General features: G+C 70.7%; 18 protein-coding genes and 2 pseudogenes. 12 read left to right on the top strand and 8 right to left on the bottom strand.

The genetic code is table 11. From position 1 onward, the window contains the following. Positions 1 to 166 precede the first annotated feature (166 nt). The gene (locus ACIPEK_RS17100) at positions 167 to 2,065 is read left to right on the top strand and encodes a LamG-like jellyroll fold domain-containing protein (protein WP_401996510.1); all 1,899 of its coding nucleotides are present in this window, start codon (positions 167 to 169) and stop codon (positions 2,063 to 2,065) included. A 148-nt stretch (positions 2,066 to 2,213) separates the two neighbouring features. Here the strand turns inward: ACIPEK_RS17100 and ACIPEK_RS17095 are convergent, their stop codons facing one another. From ACIPEK_RS17095 to ACIPEK_RS17085, 3 genes are all read right to left on the bottom strand, one after another. Next, positions 2,214 to 3,776, bottom strand: a complete 1,563-nt coding sequence (locus ACIPEK_RS17095; RefSeq protein ID WP_383069960.1) for a DEAD/DEAH box helicase — start codon at positions 3,774 to 3,776, stop codon at positions 2,214 to 2,216. 220 nt (positions 3,777 to 3,996) lie between these two features. Continuing rightward, entirely contained in the window at positions 3,997 to 4,200 is a 204-nt protein-coding gene (locus ACIPEK_RS17090; protein ID WP_073727988.1) for a cold-shock protein, read from the bottom strand. A 359-nt stretch (positions 4,201 to 4,559) separates the two neighbouring features. After that, the gene (locus ACIPEK_RS17085; protein WP_382949584.1) at positions 4,560 to 4,907 is read right to left on the bottom strand and encodes a MerR family transcriptional regulator; all 348 of its coding nucleotides are present in this window, start codon (positions 4,905 to 4,907) and stop codon (positions 4,560 to 4,562) included. A gap of 591 nt (positions 4,908 to 5,498) precedes the next feature. On the opposite strand from ACIPEK_RS17085, the gene ACIPEK_RS17080 reads away from it, so the two are divergent. The 4 genes from ACIPEK_RS17080 to ACIPEK_RS17065 all read left to right on the top strand — a co-directional run bounded on the left by ACIPEK_RS17080 (position 5,499) and on the right by ACIPEK_RS17065 (position 8,049). Continuing rightward, the gene (locus ACIPEK_RS17080; RefSeq protein ID WP_401996505.1) at positions 5,499 to 5,951 is read left to right on the top strand and encodes a hypothetical protein; all 453 of its coding nucleotides are present in this window, start codon (positions 5,499 to 5,501) and stop codon (positions 5,949 to 5,951) included. 6 nt (positions 5,952 to 5,957) lie between these two features. Continuing rightward, positions 5,958 to 6,485, top strand: coding sequence for a toxin (locus tag ACIPEK_RS17075; RefSeq protein ID WP_401996502.1), 528 nt, complete (start codon positions 5,958 to 5,960; stop codon positions 6,483 to 6,485). Beyond that, a complete protein-coding gene (locus tag ACIPEK_RS17070; protein WP_401996499.1) occupies positions 6,482 to 7,087 on the top strand; it encodes a hypothetical protein in 606 nt (201 codons plus the stop codon). The genes ACIPEK_RS17075 and ACIPEK_RS17070 overlap by 4 nt, the downstream gene beginning before the upstream one ends. A gap of 113 nt (positions 7,088 to 7,200) precedes the next feature. Beyond that, the gene (locus tag ACIPEK_RS17065; RefSeq protein WP_401996496.1) at positions 7,201 to 8,049 is read left to right on the top strand and encodes a GNAT family N-acetyltransferase; all 849 of its coding nucleotides are present in this window, start codon (positions 7,201 to 7,203) and stop codon (positions 8,047 to 8,049) included. A gap of 323 nt (positions 8,050 to 8,372) precedes the next feature. On the opposite strand, the gene ACIPEK_RS17060 is transcribed toward ACIPEK_RS17065, so the two are convergent. Continuing rightward, complete coding sequence (locus ACIPEK_RS17060; protein WP_401996493.1) at positions 8,373 to 9,833, bottom strand: MFS transporter; 1,461 nt, start codon at positions 9,831 to 9,833, stop codon at positions 8,373 to 8,375. Positions 9,834 to 9,902: 69 nt separating this feature from the next. On the opposite strand from ACIPEK_RS17060, the gene ACIPEK_RS17055 reads away from it, so the two are divergent. Further along, positions 9,903 to 10,565 carry a TetR/AcrR family transcriptional regulator gene (locus ACIPEK_RS17055; RefSeq protein WP_401996490.1) on the top strand — a complete coding sequence of 221 codons (663 nt, stop codon included), beginning with the start codon at positions 9,903 to 9,905 and terminating at the stop codon, positions 10,563 to 10,565. On the opposite strand, the gene ACIPEK_RS17050 is transcribed toward ACIPEK_RS17055, so the two are convergent. Then, the gene (locus tag ACIPEK_RS17050; RefSeq protein WP_327274261.1) at positions 10,558 to 10,830 is read right to left on the bottom strand and encodes a DUF1876 domain-containing protein; all 273 of its coding nucleotides are present in this window, start codon (positions 10,828 to 10,830) and stop codon (positions 10,558 to 10,560) included. The two genes, ACIPEK_RS17055 and ACIPEK_RS17050, sit on opposite strands and share 8 nt — an antisense overlap. An 86-nt stretch (positions 10,831 to 10,916) precedes the next feature. On the opposite strand from ACIPEK_RS17050, the pseudogene ACIPEK_RS17045 reads away from it, so the two are divergent. Beyond that, positions 10,917 to 11,348 (top strand): annotated as a pseudogene (locus ACIPEK_RS17045) (GNAT family N-acetyltransferase); the annotation flags it as partial. On the opposite strand, the gene ACIPEK_RS17040 reads toward ACIPEK_RS17045, so the two are convergent. Continuing rightward, positions 11,254 to 12,093, bottom strand: a complete 840-nt coding sequence (locus tag ACIPEK_RS17040) for an alpha/beta hydrolase (RefSeq protein ID WP_401996487.1) — start codon at positions 12,091 to 12,093, stop codon at positions 11,254 to 11,256. The pseudogene ACIPEK_RS17045 and the gene ACIPEK_RS17040 overlap by 95 nt on opposite strands. A 96-nt stretch (positions 12,094 to 12,189) precedes the next feature. Between ACIPEK_RS17040 and ACIPEK_RS17035 the strand changes: the two genes are divergently transcribed. From ACIPEK_RS17035 to ACIPEK_RS17025, 3 genes are all read left to right on the top strand, one after another. Beyond that, positions 12,190 to 12,675 carry a peroxiredoxin gene (locus ACIPEK_RS17035; protein WP_401996484.1) on the top strand — a complete coding sequence of 162 codons (486 nt, stop codon included), beginning with the start codon at positions 12,190 to 12,192 and terminating at the stop codon, positions 12,673 to 12,675. 121 nt (positions 12,676 to 12,796) lie between these two features. Next, the gene (locus ACIPEK_RS17030; RefSeq protein WP_401996481.1) at positions 12,797 to 13,306 is read left to right on the top strand and encodes a hypothetical protein; all 510 of its coding nucleotides are present in this window, start codon (positions 12,797 to 12,799) and stop codon (positions 13,304 to 13,306) included. A 71-nt stretch (positions 13,307 to 13,377) separates the two neighbouring features. Further along, positions 13,378 to 14,835 carry a flotillin family protein gene (locus tag ACIPEK_RS17025; protein WP_401996478.1) on the top strand — a complete coding sequence of 486 codons (1,458 nt, stop codon included), beginning with the start codon at positions 13,378 to 13,380 and terminating at the stop codon, positions 14,833 to 14,835. Positions 14,836 to 14,913: 78 nt separating this feature from the next. Here ACIPEK_RS17025 and ACIPEK_RS17020 read toward each other — a convergent pair whose 3' ends face one another. After that, the gene (locus tag ACIPEK_RS17020) at positions 14,914 to 15,309 is read right to left on the bottom strand and encodes a nitroreductase/quinone reductase family protein (RefSeq protein WP_401996475.1); all 396 of its coding nucleotides are present in this window, start codon (positions 15,307 to 15,309) and stop codon (positions 14,914 to 14,916) included. Between the two features lie 219 nt (positions 15,310 to 15,528). Between ACIPEK_RS17020 and ACIPEK_RS17015 the strand changes: the two genes are divergently transcribed. Both ACIPEK_RS17015 and ACIPEK_RS17010 read left to right on the top strand, forming a co-directional pair. Then, positions 15,529 to 15,999 carry a cation:proton antiporter regulatory subunit gene (locus ACIPEK_RS17015; protein WP_073789085.1) on the top strand — a complete coding sequence of 157 codons (471 nt, stop codon included), beginning with the start codon at positions 15,529 to 15,531 and terminating at the stop codon, positions 15,997 to 15,999. 2 nt (positions 16,000 to 16,001) lie between these two features. Further along, a complete protein-coding gene (locus tag ACIPEK_RS17010) occupies positions 16,002 to 17,249 on the top strand; it encodes a cation:proton antiporter (protein ID WP_401996472.1) in 1,248 nt (415 codons plus the stop codon). 57 nt (positions 17,250 to 17,306) lie between these two features. Here the strand turns inward: ACIPEK_RS17010 and ACIPEK_RS17005 are convergent. Next, a pseudogene (locus ACIPEK_RS17005) lies at positions 17,307 to 17,710 on the bottom strand (MMPL family transporter); the annotation flags it as partial.

Raw genomic sequence — 17,710 nt, 5'->3', positions numbered from 1 at the left:
GGGCCGTGGACCGGGGCCACAGGCCGCCCCCACCGTCCCGCGCGCCCGGCGCTGTGCAATTCATGGAGTCTTCGCCCGGCTGTCGCCCCTACGGACCGGTTCCTCCCCCGCCCCGCGGCTAGCTTGCAGACGATCACCCCGACGTTCGTCCCCCGCGGAGACATCCATGTGCAGCCCCCTCCACCAGCCCGACGGACCGCTTCTGCCCGGCGCGAGCCGTCGTACGTTCCTGCGGGCAACCGCGCTCACCGGTGCCGCCACCGCAGCCACGGGGCTCGCGTCCGCCACGCCCGCCGCGGCGCTTCCCCAGCAGAACACCGGTGCCGTCACGGCCGGTTGGCGGCCCGACCCCGAGAACCCGAGGTTCACGCTCGTCGTCATGCCGGACACCCAGTACCTCTTCGACGGGGCGAGCATCGACAAGGCGCCCGTCGAGGCGTCGTTGCGTTACGTACTCGATCACGGGCGCGACGAGAACATCGTCTTCCTGTCCCATCTGGGCGACCTCACCGAGAGCGGCCAGGCAGGCGAATTCGCGGCGATCGGAGAGGCGTTCGGGCTGCTCGACCGGCGGCGGGTCGGCTACAGCGTCGTCGCGGGCAACCACGACATCAAGTCGTCCACCGACGACCAGCGCGGCCGCACGCCGTACCTGGACACCTTCGGCCCGCAGCGGATGCGGCGCCTGCCGACGTTCGGCGGGGCGACCCCGGACGGCTACAACACGTACCACCTGTTCCGTGCCGCCGGCCGAGAATGGCTGGTACTGGCGCTCGACTGGCGGCCGTCGGCGGCCGGGCTCGCCTGGGCGAAGGACGTCATCGCCCAACACCCTCACACGCCGGTCATCCTCACCACCCACGAGCTGGTGTACGCGGACGCGGACGGCGACGAGGCCGAACTCTCCGACCACGGAAAGCATCTGTGGGACGAGCTGATAGCCGGGCACGACCAGATCTTCCTCACCCTCAACGGCCACTACTGGCCCGCCGGGCGCACCACCGTCAAGAACACCGCGGGCAACGATGTCCATCTGCACATCACCAACTACCAGAACCGCTACTACGGCGGCAGCGCCATGATCCGCCTCTACCGCTTCGACCTGGCCAGGAACAGCATCGACGTGGAGACGATCTCCCCATGGATCCTCGGCCGCGCCGGCGAGAGGCTCAACGACCTGGAGCGCGGCGAGATCGAACTGACCGGTCCGCAGGACCGCTTCGCCGTACCCATCGACTTCGAGAAGCGCTTCGCGGGCTTCGCGCCCGTGCCCGTGCGCGGTCCCCGCCCGGCGAAGCAGCTACTGATACCCGGCACCGTCGCCTACTGGCGCTTCGACTCCCCTTCGCACCAGGACGGTTTTGCCGCCGACGCCGGCCTGCGCGTCCCCGACCTGTCCGGGCACCGCAACGACCTGGTGCGCGAAGCCGTCCCCGGCAGTGCTTCCGACGCGCTGCGCTGGTCCACCGCCCACCACCCCGACCAGCCCGGTCACGGCAGCCTCTACTTCGACGGCTCGAAGCCGCCGCTGCGGGGCGCGTATCTGCGTACGGAGAACAACGCACCGCTCAACACCAAGACGTTCAGGTCCGGTTACACCATCGAGGCCTTCCTCCGCCTCCCCGCCGACTGGGACGCCGGACGCAACGCCTGGAGCGCCGTGCTCGGCCGCCGCGGCACGCTCGGGGCGGCCGGCAAGACCTCCGGCGACCCGGAGGAGCCCGTCGCCACCCTCTCCGTGTCGGACGGCCCCGGGCTCCAGTGGGCGGCGGCGCCGCTGAACCAGCCGGGGGCCGTCACCAACTGGAGCCATGAGCTGCTGCGTGAGCGGTGGTGGCATGTCGCGGTCGTCAACGACGCGAAGCACACGACGATGTACGTCGACGGCTGCATAGTCGCCCGCAACCCCGCCACCCGAACCACCGGTCTCGCCACCCTGGGCCTGCCCTGGCTGCTCGGCGCCTACGAGTACGGAGGCAGGCTCGACCAGTTGATGCACGGCTGGCTCGGCGACATCAGGATCGTCGAACGCGCCCTGCCCGTACGGGACTTCATGATCGCCTGAGGGCCGCAGCCCCCGGGATCACGCCGCCCGGTTGGTACGGCGCTGCTTGGCAGCGGCGCGCGCCTCCGACGTGGGCAGGTCCGAGCAAGGCGCGACTGCCCGGACCGGACGGGACTTCATGATCGCCTGAGGGTCGCAGCCCCCGGGATCACGCCGCCCGGTTGGTACGGCGCTGCTTGGCAGCGGCGCGCGCCTCCGACGTGGGCAGGTCCGAGCGGCGCGACTGCCCGGACCGGACGGGACGGCTGCGCCGGCCCCGGGACGGCGCGCCACCGCTCCTGGGCCGCTCGGTCAGCGGTGCGGTGATGGTGACGGGCACCCCCGAAGGCGTCTGCGCGCCGGTGATCCGGCTCAGCTCGGCCTCGCCGGAGCGGACCTGGGCGATCTTCGGGATGATCCCGGCGTCGGCCATCAGACGGGTCATCTCACGGCGCTGGCCCGGCAGCACCAGCGTGACGACGCTGCCGGACTCACCGGCGCGGGCGGTGCGTCCGCCGCGGTGCAGGTAGTCCTTGTGGTCGCTCGGCGGGTCGACGTTGACGACCAGGTCGAGGTTGTCGATGTGGATGCCGCGCGCCGCGACGTTCGTGGCGACCAGCACCGTGACGTGCCCGGTCTTGAACCGGGCCAGGGTGCGGGTGCGCTGCGGCTGGGACTTGCCGCCGTGCAGCGCGGCGGCCCGCACCCCGCTGTTGAGCAGATGGTCGGTGAGCTTGTCCACGGCGTGCTTGGTGTCCAGGAACATGATCACCCGACCGTCGCGGGCCGCGATCTCGGTCGTGGTGGCGTACTTGTCGGCACCCTGCACGTAGAGCACGTGGTGCTCCATCGTCGTCACGGCGCCGGCCGCCGGGTCGACCGAGTGGACCACCGGGTCGTGCAGATAGCGGCGGACCAGCAGGTCGACATTGCGGTCCAGGGTCGCCGAGAACAGCATCCGCTGGCCCTCCGGCAGCACCTGGTCGAGCAGTTCGGTGACCTGCGGCATGAAGCCCATGTCGGCCATCTGGTCGGCCTCGTCGAGGACGGTGATGGCGACCCGGTCCAGCCGGCAGTCGCCGCGCTCGATGAGGTCCTTGAGCCGGCCGGGTGTGGCGACGACGACCTCGGCCCCGCCGCGCAGTGCACTGGCCTGCCGGCCGATCGACATGCCGCCGACGACGGTGGCCATGCGCAGCTTGAGCGAGCGGGCGTACGGGGTGAGCGCGTCGGTGACCTGCTGGGCCAGCTCCCGGGTGGGGACGAGAACGAGGGCCAGCGGGCGTCGGGCGTCGGCCCGGTTACCCGCGGTACGGGCCAGCAGGGCCAGGCCGAAGGCGAGCGTCTTGCCGGAACCCGTCCGGCCGCGGCCCAGCACATCGCGCCCCGCGAGGGAGTTCGGCAGGGTGGCCCCCTGGATCGGGAACGGCGTGGTGACGCCCTCGGCGGCGAGCGCCGCCAGCAGGGGCGCGGGCATGTCCAGGTCCGCGAAGGCCTCCGCGGCGGGCAGCGCCGGGGTGATGGTCTTCGGCAGCGCGAACTCGCCCTGCTTGGCCGCGGGCCTGCGGCCGAAGCCGCCGGAGCGCCGGTCGGGCGCGCCGTAACGGCCGCCGCCCTGTCCGCCCTGGCGGCCCGGGGACTGCGAACGGAACCCGCCGCCGGAAGCGGTGGAGCCACCGGAGCGGGTGCGGGAGTATCGGTCGTTCGAGCGAGCTGTGCGATCGCGGTTCATACAGAACCCTTCCTCGATATGGCGCGTATCGAGGAATTCACTGGGCGACGAGCGGCGCAGGAATCGCAAGAACGGGCCGTTGACATACGTGTACCGAGCCCGGCTGCGAAGAATGAGCCGTACCGGACGCGGGAAAAACAACGAGCTGGGGCCCGCACCCGAAGGTGCGGGCCCCAGCTGCGCAAATGCGTCACAGCGCGTCAGCGCCGGAGCAGCGGGATCAGGCGGGGGTGATGTTCTCCGCCTGCGGGCCCTTCTGGCCCTGCGTGACGTCGAAGTTCACCTTCTGGCCTTCCTGCAGCTCACGGAAGCCGCTGGAGGCGATGTTCGAGTAGTGGGCGAAGACGTCGGCGCCGCCGCCGTCCTGCTCGATGAAGCCAAAGCCCTTTTCCGCGTTGAACCACTTGACGGTGCCAGTAGCCATGTTTTTATCTCCTTCTGGGGGCAGTGCCCGGGGATTCGCACTGTGCGAATCCCGCGTCGCCGCGATGATTACCCCATCCGGAACAAAGCACCGGAAAATACAAAAGCACGCTCATCGACACATTAAGTCGAAGAGAGCACTTGAAGTCTTCGGGAACCACAACTGCAACTGCTTCCACAGTAGCACGGCGGAAGCATCCGGGCGCGGCGAGTAATTACACTCCACCGGATACGCCATAAACCCTTGTCGCACATTGCATGGAATCCTGCGTCGACGGCAGTAGATATTCACCCGTCGTCGGTGCCGCGTTCCCCTGCCCCCGGCGCCACGAAACGGGGCGCACGCCCGGGTCCGCCTCCTCAGGTGCCCGCCGCCCCGCCGGATTCCGTCGCGGGCCGGCGCAGTTCCGCGTTGAGCCGCAGGGCCTCTTCGAGCTGGTCCTCCAGGATCACGATGCGGCAGGCCGCCTCGATCGGTGTGCCGCCGTCGACGAGTTCACGGGCCCTGGCCGCGATTCGCAGCTGGTAGCGGGAGTAGCGACGGTGGCCGCCCTCGGACCGCAGAGGGGTGATCAGGCGGGCCTCACCGATCGCCCGGAGGAAAGCGGGCGTTGCGCCGATCATCTCCGCGGCGCGGCCCATGGTGTAGGCGGGGTAGTCGTCGTCATCGAGCCGGTCGGTGGCGTGCGGAGGGGTTCCTGTGGGCATTTGCACCTGCCGCGTATCGCTGACTTCGTTGACCGAAAGAGAAAATCTCATTGTGCGAGCCATCGCTTCTATCATAGCCGCGACAGATTTCCCTGGTCCGGGCGGGGAAATTAGCTGCCTCGAACCGTGCAACCGGTCGGCTCCCCACAGCCGCACCCCGCAGACGCGCCCCGCATCGTCCGGTTGATCCGGTACGACACAGGTCCGGTACGGCGCGGGTCCGGCGCCGCGGCCCGCACCCCCAACGCCCACTGACCGGTCGGTCAGTTGATGGCGACCTGACCAGCAGTCATAATGTACGTGTAGCCCTTCACGCATCCCCCGTCGTGGAGGGCTACACCCATATGCGGACCATGCCCCTTCTGTCCGCCGACGACTTCACGGGCAGGAGACTCCCCTCGTGGTCCCCTACCCGTGTTTTTTCGAGTTAACAGTGACGTAGAGTGTTTGCGCAAGCCCGCTCCCGTACAGCGTCCCTTACCGCCTCCCACACCGAGGACGCCACGTCAGGGTTGGTTACAGTACGAGCCCGTTGACCGAAATCGAAGACCGTGCGGCACCGGTCGGACGGGGCGGATACGTGGGGGCCGGATGGACAGCGGCGAGGAACGCGCGCCGGAGCTGCGGACGTTGCAGCAGAAGGTCGAGTACATGGTCGAGAAGACGTTCCCCGGTCAGAAGATCTCGGGGCGGGTCTTCGCCGACCTGGTCAAGGAGCGCGGCGGGTCCCTCTCGCACAGCTACTTCTCCAACATCCTCGCCGGAAAGGTCACCCAGCCGTCCGAGGACATCCTCAAGGCGCTCGGTCTGGGCTTCGGCGTGGACTGGCGGTTCTTCAAGGAGGAGTCCGAGGTCGTCGATGATGTCGTCGCCGGTCTGCAGTTTCTCGCGAAGCGGCGTACAGGGGAGATAAGCGGACTGGCCGGGCGCGGCCTCGACGAGGACGGTCTCCCGCCGGAGCTGCTGCAGTTCGCGCTCTCCCTGCTGGAGGGCGCCAGGGGCCGGCGTGGCGCCGGCGGCGCCCACGGCGAGCCGGAGAAGTAGGTCTCCATGTCCCTGCGCGAACTGCGGAAGGAGTGCGAGGCCGGGCTGGCCGACCTGCCCATCCCCGCCCCCTTCTCCATCGACGCACTGGTGGCGAACATGGAGGCGGCCCGTGGCCGCACCATCGTGCTGCACGAGATGCCCGACCGGCTGGCCCGCGTCAACGCCGCCTGCGGTCTGCGGCTGAAGACCGGTGGGACCAGCTTTGTGCTCTACCGGCGCCGCCCGACCGCGTACCGGACCCAGCACGTCATCCTGCACGAACTGTGCCACGAGTGGTTCGACCACGGCACCTCCCTCGACCCGGAGCAGCTCGGGCGACTGCTGCCGGTCTTCGACACCTCGCTGATCACCCGGGTCCTCGGAGCCGAACCCCCGCCGCAACCGCCCGCCGCCGTTCCCCCACCGGTGGCCGCCGCGTACCGGACGGTCGCACAGGACCGGGCGCAGCGGGTGCTGGACCACGCCATGTCCGCAGCATCCGGCGACGCCACCGAGCCGGCCCGCACACCCTCCCTGGAGGAGACAACATGACCCCCACCGACACCACCGACACCCCCGCATCGCCGGGCACCGGCGTCGCGCGCACCGTCACCGATGTCTTCCAGCCACGCAACGTCCTGCTGGTCGGCATGCTCGGCATCGGCCTGGCCGCCGCCGGTCACTGGACCGGTCTGTTCTGGGGGTTCCTCGGTGCCCTGTGTGCCGGGATCGTTCCTGCCGGGTACATCGAATGGGAGCGCGGGCGCGGCACCTGGGGCGACCGTCATGTCGTCGACCGCGCCAAGCGGGCCCCGATCTTCTTCGTCATCCTCGGTTCCGTAGGCGCCGGTTCGGTGGTGATGGTCCTCGGCCACGCCCCCACCGGCATCCTCGTGGCGATGCTCGCCCTCTGGGCGATGACGGTGATCCTCCTGGCCGTCAACACGGTCTGGAAGATCTCGGTGGACGCCGCGGTCGCCTCGGCCGTCGTCGCACTGCTCGCCCCGGTCCACTCGCCGTGGTGGCTGCTCGCGTACGCGATGACGGTCGCCGTGTGCTGGTCGCGTGTCGCGCTCGGGTACCACTCGGTGGCGCAGACCGTCGCCGGGGCATCGCTGGGGGCCACGACGGCGGGCGCGTTCCTGTTCGTGTGACCCGCGCCGGTACGCCGGGCAGGCCCCGTCCGGCGCTTGAGGACGCAACCCTCACCCCGGTGGTGACGGAAGAACCACAGTTGAACCGATCGCCCGCGGGGTACAGGTGCCCCGTGCCGAACTTCGAGATCACCACCGCAAGCGCCGACGACCTCACGATGCTGACCGAATGGGCCCACGCGGAGGGCTGGAATCCCGGCCTGACCGACCGCCACGCCTTCTTCGCCGCCGACCCGTGCGGCTTCCTGGTCGGCCGGCTCGACGGCGAACCGGTCTCCTGCGTCTCCGTGGTCCGCTACGGCCCCGGCTTCGGGTTCCTCGGCTTCTACCTCACCCGTCCCGAACTGCGCGGCCGGGGCTACGGCATCCAGCTGTGGCGGGCCGGCATGGCACGGCTGGACGGGCGCAACGTCGGGCTGGACGGCGTGGTGGCCCAGCAGCCCAACTACCGTAAATCCGGCTTCCGGTCCGTATGGACGAACATGCGTTACGAGGGTCTGCCCCCCACCGCCCCGACCACCCCGCCCGGCACCGCTCTCGTCGATGCCCGCACCCTCCCCTTCGGCCAACTGGCCTCCTACGACCGCCGCTTCTTCCCCGCCGACCGCGACAGCTTCCTCGCACCGTGGATCGCCGGGCCCGCACGCACCTCGCTCGCCGCCGTCCGCGACGGGGAGCTGCGGGGCCTCGCCGTGATGCGCCCCTGCCGCACGTCGTCCCGCATCGGCCCCGTGTACGCGCAGTCGCCCGAGGTGGCGGGCGCCCTGGTCGGCGCGCTCGCGGCCACCGACCCCGGCACCCCGGTGGCGATCGACGTACCCGACATCAACCCGGCCGCCGTGCACCTCGCGGAACAGCTGGGCCTCACCCCGTCGTTCGAGACCGCCCGGATGTACACGGGCCCGACGCCGGACGTCGACCACACCGGACTGTTCGGCATCACCAGCCTGGAGCTGGGCTGACCTGTTGTCCCTTCCGGCGGCTGCCCGGATCAGGAGGTGGCGCGGGGGCGGTCCATGTCCCCGCTCCACCGCGCATCCGCAGCCGGGCCCGTCACGTCCTCATCGGCCGGCCGGGCCGGGACTTCCCCCTCAGAGCCTGTCGGGTGACCTCCGACCGGGCGGCCACGCCCTGGCGCGCACGCTTCCCGCGTTGTCGTCAGTCACCGACTCCCCCATAGCTGAAGGCATGGGGGGACCCCCTTCGCGTCGACTCCCTCCTCCGCCTTGGAATCGCACGCACCAGATCGCGTCCGCTATCCGATCGGAGGTCACCCGACAGGCTCTCAGTGCACGTGCGGCCCCCCGGCCCCCTCCGGCTTCCCGCGGGGCACCAGCAGCCCGGCGACGACCGAGCACGCCGCTGCCGCCGCCGCGCACACCGTGAACGCGTCCGCGAACCCGCTCACCGAGCCCGCCGCCCCCTCGATGCCCGCCGCGGCCACCGTGGACACGACCGCCACCCCGATCGACCCGCCCACCTCGTGGAACGTGTTGACGACCCCCGAGGCCAGCCCCGCCTCCTCATGCGCGACCATCCCCAGCGCGGTGGCCGTGGCCGTGACGAAGACCGCCCCGAGCCCGAACGCGGCCACCGCGAGACCGGGCAGCAGCCCCCCGTACACACTGCTGTCCGCACCCACCCGGGTCAGCGGCAGACAGCCCCCGGCCGCGATCACCATTGCGCCCACCGCCGTAGCCCGGCTGCCGACCGTCCCGACCAGCCGGGACCCGATGTGCGCACCGATCCCGACCGCCACGGCCACCGGCAGGAACACCAGCCCGGTGCGCATCGGTCCGAACCCGCGCCCATGCTGCAGGAAGACCGACCCGAGGAAGAAGAACGCAATCAGCAACGCGGTGGCGAACAGCATCAGGAACGCCCCCGCGAGAACCGGCCGCCGGGTGAACATCCGCAGGTCCATCAGCGGCTCCCGCGCCACCCGTTCGACCGCCGCGAACGCCGCGTACAACGCCACCGCGCCCACGACCGGAACCAGTGTCCCGGCCGCACCCCAGCCGGAGCCCCCCGCCGTGACCAGCCCGTAGATCAGCGATCCGGTACCGGCCGTTGCGAGAAGTGCCCCGGCCACGTCCAGCCGCCCGGTCGAGGGCCGCTCCGACCTCGGGGGGACGAACGCCGGCGCCGCCGCCAGCAGCGCGATCCCGACCGGCACATTGACGTAGAACACCCACTGCCACCCGGGCCCGCTCGTCAGCGCGCCCCCGGCCAGCACGCCGATCGCCGATCCGGTGCCGCCGATCGCGGCCCACACGCCCAGCGCCTTGTTGCGTTCCTTGCCGTGGAACGACGTGGTGACGAGCGACAGCGCCGCGGGCGACAGCAGCGCCGCCCCCACACCCTGGGCGATACGTCCCCCGATCAGCGTCGCCCCGCTGCCGGCCAGCCCGCAGACCAGCGAGGCGGCGGTGAAGACGACCAGCCCGGCGAGCAGGGTGCGCCGGGCCCCCAGCACGTCCGCGAGCCGCCCGCCGAGCAGCATCAGTCCTGCGAAGCACAGCGTGTACGCGGCGACGACCCAGGTCAGCGCGGTACGGCCGAGGTCCAGGCCGACGGCCATGTCGGGCAGCGCGACGTTCACGACGGTCACATCGAGCACAAGCATGAACTGCGCGACACAGATGAGCGCGAGCATCATCCACCGCCGTGGATCAGCGGGTGGATGGTCGTGAGCACGGTCGGCAGGATGGGCCGGATGGGCCGGATGCAGGGCGTCGTGAGTCATGAACTGAACTGTACGGCTCAGTTCATATGAACTCAACTGTTCAGTTCAGGTCGCTGTTAGCATCTCCCCATGAACGCGAAACCGACGCCAGCCGGTCCCCGCGCCGAGGCCAAGCGGCAGGCCATCGTCAAGGCCGCCCGCGAGGCCTTCCTGCGTGAGGGTTTCGGCGTCGGCATGGACGTCATCGCCGCCGAGGCAGGCGTGTCGAAAGTGACCGTCTACAACCACTTCGGCAGCAAGGAGGCGCTGTTCACCGCCGTCATCACGGGCGCACTCGACGAGCCCCTCGGCGGCCCGTCCACCCAGGCGCTCGCCGATCTCCCCGGCGCCGCCGATCTCCGCACGGCCTTCCTCGACACGGCCCGTGCCTGGGTGTCCGCCGTACGCGGCAACGCCGACGTCATCGCCCTGCGCAACCTCGTGGCCGCCGAACTCCACCGCTTCCCGGAACTCGCCGGGGCGTGGCAGCACCACGGCCCCGCGGGTCACCATCCGGCCGTGGCCGACGCCCTGCGCAGCCTCGCGGAACGGGGCCGGCTGGACATCCCCGACCTCGAAACGGCGATCATTCAGCTGTACGCGCTACTGGTCTTCCCTCACATGGTCTTCAGCTCGTACGGAACAGCCATCGACGACGCCATCACGGACCGTCTGATCACGAGCGGCGTCGACATGTTCCTGGGCCACTACGCCCCCGGGGTGCGGCGGCTCGCAGGCGGGGGCCTCAGGTGAGCGGGTGCGATGTCCGGCCGGACGCCTCGTCGATCTCGTCGTGCGCCTTCGTCAGCATCTTCATCGCCAGCTCATTGAGTGCTCTGGCTCCCGCGATCTCCTCGCCGACCCTCGGCTGTTCCTTGTCGGAGGGGTGACGGCTCGCATATCCATGGGCCCGCACCTCGTTCCCGTCCGGAAGCCGCACCAGGGCGGCCGCACGGGTGCGGTGGGAGTCCTCCTCGAATTCCATGTCCACATGCCACCCGACAGTCGTCTTCGTCATGACGATCACCTCCCTACCAGGGTGCGCCCGTTCCCCCGCCCCTGCACCACGACACCTCCCCCACCGCCCGCTATAGGCTCCGCGTCATGAGCGTCGACGTAGAGATCGTCCAGGAAGCGACTCCGGAGATCGTGGCCGCCTTCGCCCGGCTGTTGCCCCAACTGTCCTCGACCGCCCGGCCACTGGATCACGAGGCGGTCGACCGGCTGGTGCGGTGCGAGACGAACACGGTGCTCGTCGCTCGTGCCGCGGGCGGCGTCGTCGGAACACTGACTCTGCTTCTGCTTCCCGTGCCGACCGGGCTGCGGGCCCGTATCGAAGACGTCGTGGTCGACACCGAAGCGCGCGGGCAGGGGATCGCGGCCCTGCTGACACAGGAGGCGCTGACGCTGGCCCGGGAGGCGGGTGCGCGGACCGTCGACCTCACCTCCCGGCCGGACCGCGCCGCCGCGAACCGGCTGTACGAGCGTCTGGGCTTCCGGGCGAGGGAGTCGACGGTCTACCGATTCCCGATGGACGGCCCGGAGCCGCGCCCGGTCCGGGCGTAGTCCGGCCGAGGTCCAGCCGGTCGAGGTCGAGGGTTCCGTGCGTCGCCGGAGCGTCCGACGGGAGCCGGAGTGCGGTCGCGACCGACTCGGGGAGCGGGGCCAGGCCCAGCAGGCCGGTGGCGATCAGTGTCGTCAGCGCGTGCCAGGTCCGGGCGCGCCGGAGCATCGCGTGGTCGCTGCGCCGGATCGCGACCAGACAGGTGTGGGCACCGGCGCGGCGGGCGCGGCCGGTGAAGGACTGGGATGCCCGGGGGTTCGTGATGCGGTCGCGGGTGCTGTGCAGCAGGACGACATCGCGGCCGCCGAGTTGGGTGACCGGATCGTCGGCCGGACACCACGGGGCGAGGCCGACCACCCCGCGTACCAGCGGATGACCGGCGGCGCGGAGGGCGGCGCGGGCGCCCATCGAGTGGCCGACCAGGACCACCGGGATCTCGCCGGCCTCGCGGCGCAGGGTGTCGAGGGCGGCCAGGACGTCGTGGAAGGGGTCCTCGCGGGGGCCGTTCCAGCCGCGGTGGGTGTAGCGGGCGGTGTGTACGAGAACGTCCGCCTCGCCGTCGCCCGTCGCCGCTGCGATGGCCCGCGCGAACGGGCGCATCCGCACGGCGGGCAGGTTGAGCGGGCCGGGCGGGGGCGGGCCCAGGCCCGTCTCCGCGCCGCCGTGCAGCAGTAACACGGCCGCGGACGGGCGGACGGCGGACGACGGTTCTGTCATGCGTGCCTCCTGGTGCGGGAGCCGGACCCGTAACGAGCATGCTGTACGAACACGAGCCGGAAGACTTCCGCAGCACCGGACCACGGAGGAATCGACATGGGATCGTCACCACAACTCGGCAGTACCGTCCAGGACTTCACACTGCCGGGCGGTGCGCTGACCGGTGAGACGTTCGAGCGCCGCGACTACACCCTCTCCGCCGCACGCGGCCGTGCCGTGGTCCTCGCGTTCTACCCGGGAGACAACACGGCCGTGTGCACCAGGCAGCTCTGCTCGTACTCCTCGGGCATGGAGACCTTCGGCGAGCTCGACGCGGAGGTCTGGGGAATCAGTCCACAGGGTGTGGACAGCCATGAGTCGTTCGCCCGCGCCCACGGGCTGCGGATGCCGCTGCTCGCGGACACCGGACGGGAGATCGCCCGGGCGTACGGCGTCGCGGCGCCCGGGATCGGGGTGCGCCGCGCGGTCTTCCTCATCGGGCCGGACGGCGTACTGCGCTGGAAGCATGTCGCCCTGCTCGGAGCCACGTTCCAGTCACTGGACACACTGACCGAACACCTGTCCGGCATCAAAGACGCGTAAAAGATTGCCGGAACCCGGCAGTATCCGTTGCCGGGTGTGTATGGGATCATCCAGCCAGTTCGACGGAAATGTTCGGGGGAGTCATGTTCGGGGGATTCCGGAGATCGGGGAGGGTGATCACGTGACCTTGTTTCTCGGTCTCGGCATTGCGGGAATCGTTCTGCTCGCCCTGTCCCTGATCTTCGACGGCATCCTCGAAGGTCTCTTCGGAGGCGTACTGGACGGCCTCTTCGACGGCCTGCTGTCCCTCCCGGTCATCGCCGGATTCCTCTCGATGCTCGGCTTCGGCGGTGCGATCGTGCTCGGCACCACCGACGCCGGTACGTTCATCGCAACCGCCGCCGGAGTGCTGGCCGGGGTCGTCGCGGCCTGGCTGACCTGGAAGTTCAGCCGGGCCCTGATGCGGGACCAGACCAGCGTCACACCGCGCGGCGACGATCTCGTCGGCACGTCCGGGTCGGTCGTCACGGCCATCCCGGCCGACGGTTACGGCGAGGTCCTGCTGCAACGTGCCGGTCAGACAGTGAAGTTGGCGGCGAAGAGCCCGGTGCCGGTCGAACGCGGCACCGAGATCTGGGTGGAGGCCGCACTGTCGACCACCTCGGTCGCGGTCCGCCCCGTCGAGCGCTGACCACCGCCCGAGCCGATACACCGCCCGAAATCAAGCTGCCGTCCCCGCAGGGAGGCAGGGGGGACACCCTTATGAGCCCAGTCGTGACCGCAGTCATAGGAGTCGTCGTACTCCTGGTACTGCTCGCCCTCGTCGTCATCACCCGCTACAAGGTCGCCGGGCCCAGCGAGGCGTTCATCATCACGGGACGCCGCGGCAAGAAGTCGACCGACCCGGTGACCGGCCGCACCAGCATCGACAACAGCGGCCAGAAGGTCGTCGTCGGCGGCGGAGTCTTCGTCGTCCCGTTCGTCCAGCAGAAGTTCACCCTGGACCTGTCCAGCCGGCACATCCCGGTGGCCGTGCGCGGAGCCGTCACCCTGCGCGGTGTGAAGTCCAACCTCGAAGGCGTCGCGATCGTCAAGGTCGGCGGCAGCGAGGAAGCGATCCGGGCCGCGGCACAGCGATTCCTGCAGCAGCAGGACGGCATCGTCGGCTTCACCCAGGAGGTGCTCTCCGGCGCACTGCGCGCCATCGTGGGCCGGATGTCGGTCGAGGACATCATCCGTGACCGTGCCGCGTTCGCCGGCCAGGTCGCGGAGGAGGCCGAGGCCAGCCTCTCCGGTCAGGGCCTGATCCTGGACGCCTTCCAGATCCAGGACATCACCACCGAGGGCTCCTACCTCGAAGACCTCGGCCGCCCCGAGGCCGCCCGCGCCAAGCAGGAGGCGGACATCGCAGAGGCGATCGCCAAGCGCGCCTCCGAGCAGGCCCGGCTCAAGGCCGCCGAGGAGATCGCGATCGCCGAGCGGACCTTCTACCTCAAGCAGGCCGAGATCAAGGCCGAGACGGAAGCCGCCGCGGCCAAGGCCAATGCGGCGGGCCCGCTCGCCGAGGCGGCCCGCCAGCAGGAAGTCCTCGCGGAGCAGGAGAAGGTCGCCCAGCGCCAGGCCGCACTGACCGACCGCGAACTCGACACCAAGGTCCGCAAGCCCGCCGACGCCGCCCGCTACCAGGCCGAGCAGGAGGCCGAGGCCCGCCGGATCGCCCAGGTCAAGGAGGCCGAGGCGGATGCCGAGCGCTCCCGGCTGACCGGTCAGGGCGAGAAGCTGCACCGCTCTGCCCTCGCCGACGCCGTACGCATCGAGGGCGAGGCGGAAGCCGCGGCCATCGCGGCAAAGGGCGCGGCCGAGGCCGAGGCCATGCAGAAGAAGGCGGACGCGTTCGCGCAGTACGGCGACGCGGCCGTGCTCCAGATGCTGGTCGAGGTGCTGCCGCAGGTCGTCGCCAAGGCGGCCGAGCCGCTGAGCGCCATCGACAAGATGACCGTCATCTCCACGGACGGCGCGAGCCAGTTGTCGCGCACGGTCGCGGACAACGTCGCCCAGGGCATGGAACTCCTGAGCTCCACCACGGGAGTCGACCTGGCAGCCCTGCTGAAGAACCTCAAGGGCGGTGCGGCTGCCACGGCTTCGGCCGATCTGTCCGACCGGGCACCCGACGCCGCCCCCGCCGCATCCGTCAACGGGAAGATCGAGATCACCGGCTGACCCGGCCGCACCCCGCCCGTGCCCGGCCGGCACCGCACCGGCCGGGCACGCGCACGTCCGGACCGGTGGAGCCCGGCGTCAGTCCGCCAGATCCACCCGCACCGTCAGCAGGTTCGTGCCCAGGGCCCGCACCACGGCGCTGTTGTAGCGGGGCAGCCTCTTGAGCCGGGCGCGGGCGTCGTCCTCGGGGAGGGGGTGGGCGGTGCCGGTGTGCCACTGGCCCTTGATGCGGACCCGGACCCGGGGGTCGGCCTGGATGTTGCGCACGTACTGCGACTTCTCGCCGTACTCCGAGACCAGCCAGAACTCCTGGCCGACGCGGCTGCCGCCGACCGGGGTGCGGCGCGGGAGGCCGGAGGCGCGGCCCGTCGTCTCCAGGAGGGTCTGCGACCGCGACTGTCTGGCGAGCGGGTTGACGACATGCCGCTGGAACGACGTGACCACCCGGAACTTGAGCTCTCGGCTGCGCGACATTCTCGGCCCTTCCGCCGGTTGCTGCGGTCGCCCGGAAGGCGGCCTCGGTCACACACCGGCCCGGGTGAGTTTAGACCGCCCACTGCCGGTCGGTCTTAGCCGTGGGCCCCGCCCCGAGCCCGTACGCCGGAGGTGGCGGGAGCCTCCGGATAAGGTAATGCGCAGCTAAAGAGATCGCCAAGTACGTCAATGAACCGCCGTACCTCTCGGGAGGAAGCCATGGGAACCCACCGCACCACGCTGCCCGGAGTCGGTGTGCAGTACGACTACACGACCGAGTCGGGACAGCACATTTCCGTCGTCGTCCACCACGACGGGCGGCGGTTCATCGGCTTCTACGACCAGGACGATCCTGATTCGTGCCGGCTCTCGGTACCCCTGACACCGCAGGAGGCCACCGGTCTCGCGCACCTCATCGACGCCGCGCCGATCGACGCGGTACGGACCGAGGGCATCGATCTCGTCACCGAGCACATACCGCTCGGGACGCGCTCTCCGTACGGCGGGCGGCTGCTCGGGGACACCCGGGCGCGGACGCGGACGGGGGCCTCGATCGTGGCCGTGCTGCGGACGCACAGTGCGCACCCGTCGCCCGGGCCGGATTTCCGGCTGGCCATCGGGGACACCCTCGTTGTCGTGGGTACGCGTGAGGGCGTCGACGCGCTCTCCGAGATCATTGCGGAGGGCTGACCGTGCACGACACGACCGCGCTGCTGGTGGAGCTCGGCTCCGTCATCCTGGGCCTCGGAATCATCGGACGGTTCGCCGGGCGAATAGGGCTCTCGCCGATCCCGCTCTATCTGCTGGCGGGGCTCGCCTTCGGGGAGGGCGGGCTGCTGCCGCTCGGAGCCAGTGAGGAATTCACCGCCGTCGGCGCCGAGATCGGCGTCATTCTGCTGCTGCTCCTGCTCGGTCTCGAGTACAGCGCCTCGGAGCTGGTGACGAGCCTCAAGACGCAGTATCCGTCCGGCGCCGTGGACTTCGTGCTCAACGCGACCCCGGGGGCGGTGGCGGCGCTGCTGCTCGGGTGGGGGCCCGTCGGAGCCGTCGCACTGGCCGGTGTCACCTGGATCTCGTCGTCCGGGGTCATCGCGAAGGTGCTCACCGATCTGGGGCGGCTGGGGAACCGGGAGACGCCCGTCATCCTCGGTGTTCTGGTCATCGAGGACCTGTCGATGGCCGTCTATCTGCCGCTGCTCACCGCGATGCTCGCGGGCGTGGGCTTCGCCGGGGGCAGCATCGCCCTGCTCATCGCGCTCGGCACCGTCGGGTTCGTGCTCTATCTGGCGCTGCGGCACGGGCGGCTGATCAGCCGGGCCGTGTCCTCCGACAATCCGGAGATGCTGCTCCTGGTCGTGCTCGGACTGACCGTCCTGGTGGCCGGCGTGGCACAGGAGTTGCAGGTCTCCGCGGCCGTCGGGGCGTTCCTGGTCGGTATCGCGCTCTCGGGCGAGGTCGCCGAGGGAGCGCGCAAGCTGCTGACGCCGCTGCGGGATCTGTTCGCCGCCGTCTTCTTCGTGTTCTTCGGACTCTCCACCGATCCGGCCGAGATTCCGCCGGTACTGGTTCCGGCGGCGCTGCTGGCCGTCGTCACCGTCCTCACCAAGATCGGCACCGGGTGGTACGCGGCCCGGCGGGCCGGGATCGGTTCGCGCGGGCGGTGGCGGGCCGGCGGAACGCTCGTCGCACGCGGCGAGTTCTCCATCGTCATCGCCGGCCTGGCCGTGGCGACCGAGCCCCGTATCGGGCCCATCGCCACCGCGTACGTCCTCATTCTCGTCATCGTCGGACCGCTCACCGCCCGCTGGACCCAGCCGGCCGTGACCCGGATCCAGGCATGGCGGGACCGGAACGGCAAGGACGGGACACGGGCCGGTGAAGCTCCCGCGGCCCGTCCGGCGCCCGCCGTGCAGGAGGAGTTCGCCTCCTCCGCCGACTGAGAGCCTGCCGGGTGACCTCTGACCGGGCGGCCACGGCCTGGGACGCACGCCCCCAAGGTAGTCGATGCCGACCGCGAGCCCCAGCATCAGGGCGAGCGTGGTGGTCGTCGTGGACATCCCGATGGCGACGATCGAGGCCACGCCGACGCCTATGCCGACGATCGCGGTGAGCAGCGGGAGGCCCGCCGCGGCGAGCGACCCGAAGGTGATGAGCAGGACGACCGCGGCCGCGGCGACGCCGATGAGTTCGGTGGTGCCGCCGAGCTCGGCCTCCGGCTGGAGGGCCGAGCCGCCGAGCTCCACGGTCAGGCCGGCGTTCCGCCCGTCCTTCGCGGCGTCCTCCAGCGCCTTGGTGGTGGCGTCGGTGAGTTCGGTGGTGCCGCCGAGCTCGGCCTCCGGCTGGAGGGCCGAGCCGCCGAGCTCCACGGTCAGGCCGGCGTTCCGCCCGTCCTTCGCGGCGT

Source organism: Streptomyces sp. NPDC088246 (assembly GCF_044741025.1).
GTDB lineage: Bacteria > Actinomycetota > Actinomycetes > Streptomycetales > Streptomycetaceae > Streptomyces.
Note: the sequence above shows the minus strand (reverse complement) of the source record. Positions and strands in the feature narration are given on the sequence as shown.

Bases quoted from the DNA above. Each gene is read 5' to 3' on its own strand.
- ACIPEK_RS17100 (WP_401996510.1), top strand. From the start codon at position 167: ATGTGCAGCCCCCTCCACCAGCCCGACGGACCGCTTCTGCCCGGCGCG.
- ACIPEK_RS17095 (WP_383069960.1), bottom strand. From the start codon at position 3,776: ATGAACCGCGATCGCACAGCTCGCTCGAACGACCGATACTCCCGCACC.
- ACIPEK_RS17090 (WP_073727988.1), bottom strand. From the start codon at position 4,200: ATGGCTACTGGCACCGTCAAGTGGTTCAACGCGGAAAAGGGCTTTGGC.
- ACIPEK_RS17085 (WP_382949584.1), bottom strand. From the start codon at position 4,907: ATGCCCACAGGAACCCCTCCGCACGCCACCGACCGGCTCGATGACGAC.
- ACIPEK_RS17080 (WP_401996505.1), top strand. From the start codon at position 5,499: ATGGACAGCGGCGAGGAACGCGCGCCGGAGCTGCGGACGTTGCAGCAG.
- ACIPEK_RS17075 (WP_401996502.1), top strand. From the start codon at position 5,958: ATGTCCCTGCGCGAACTGCGGAAGGAGTGCGAGGCCGGGCTGGCCGAC.
- ACIPEK_RS17070 (WP_401996499.1), top strand. From the start codon at position 6,482: ATGACCCCCACCGACACCACCGACACCCCCGCATCGCCGGGCACCGGC.
- ACIPEK_RS17060 (WP_401996493.1), bottom strand. From the start codon at position 9,833: ATGACTCACGACGCCCTGCATCCGGCCCATCCGGCCCATCCTGCCGAC.
- ACIPEK_RS17055 (WP_401996490.1), top strand. From the start codon at position 9,903: ATGAACGCGAAACCGACGCCAGCCGGTCCCCGCGCCGAGGCCAAGCGG.
- ACIPEK_RS17050 (WP_327274261.1), bottom strand. From the start codon at position 10,830: ATGACGAAGACGACTGTCGGGTGGCATGTGGACATGGAATTCGAGGAG.
- ACIPEK_RS17040 (WP_401996487.1), bottom strand. From the start codon at position 12,093: ATGACAGAACCGTCGTCCGCCGTCCGCCCGTCCGCGGCCGTGTTACTG.
- ACIPEK_RS17035 (WP_401996484.1), top strand. From the start codon at position 12,190: ATGGGATCGTCACCACAACTCGGCAGTACCGTCCAGGACTTCACACTG.
- ACIPEK_RS17025 (WP_401996478.1), top strand. From the start codon at position 13,378: ATGAGCCCAGTCGTGACCGCAGTCATAGGAGTCGTCGTACTCCTGGTA.
- ACIPEK_RS17020 (WP_401996475.1), bottom strand. From the start codon at position 15,309: ATGTCGCGCAGCCGAGAGCTCAAGTTCCGGGTGGTCACGTCGTTCCAG.
- ACIPEK_RS17015 (WP_073789085.1), top strand. From the start codon at position 15,529: ATGGGAACCCACCGCACCACGCTGCCCGGAGTCGGTGTGCAGTACGAC.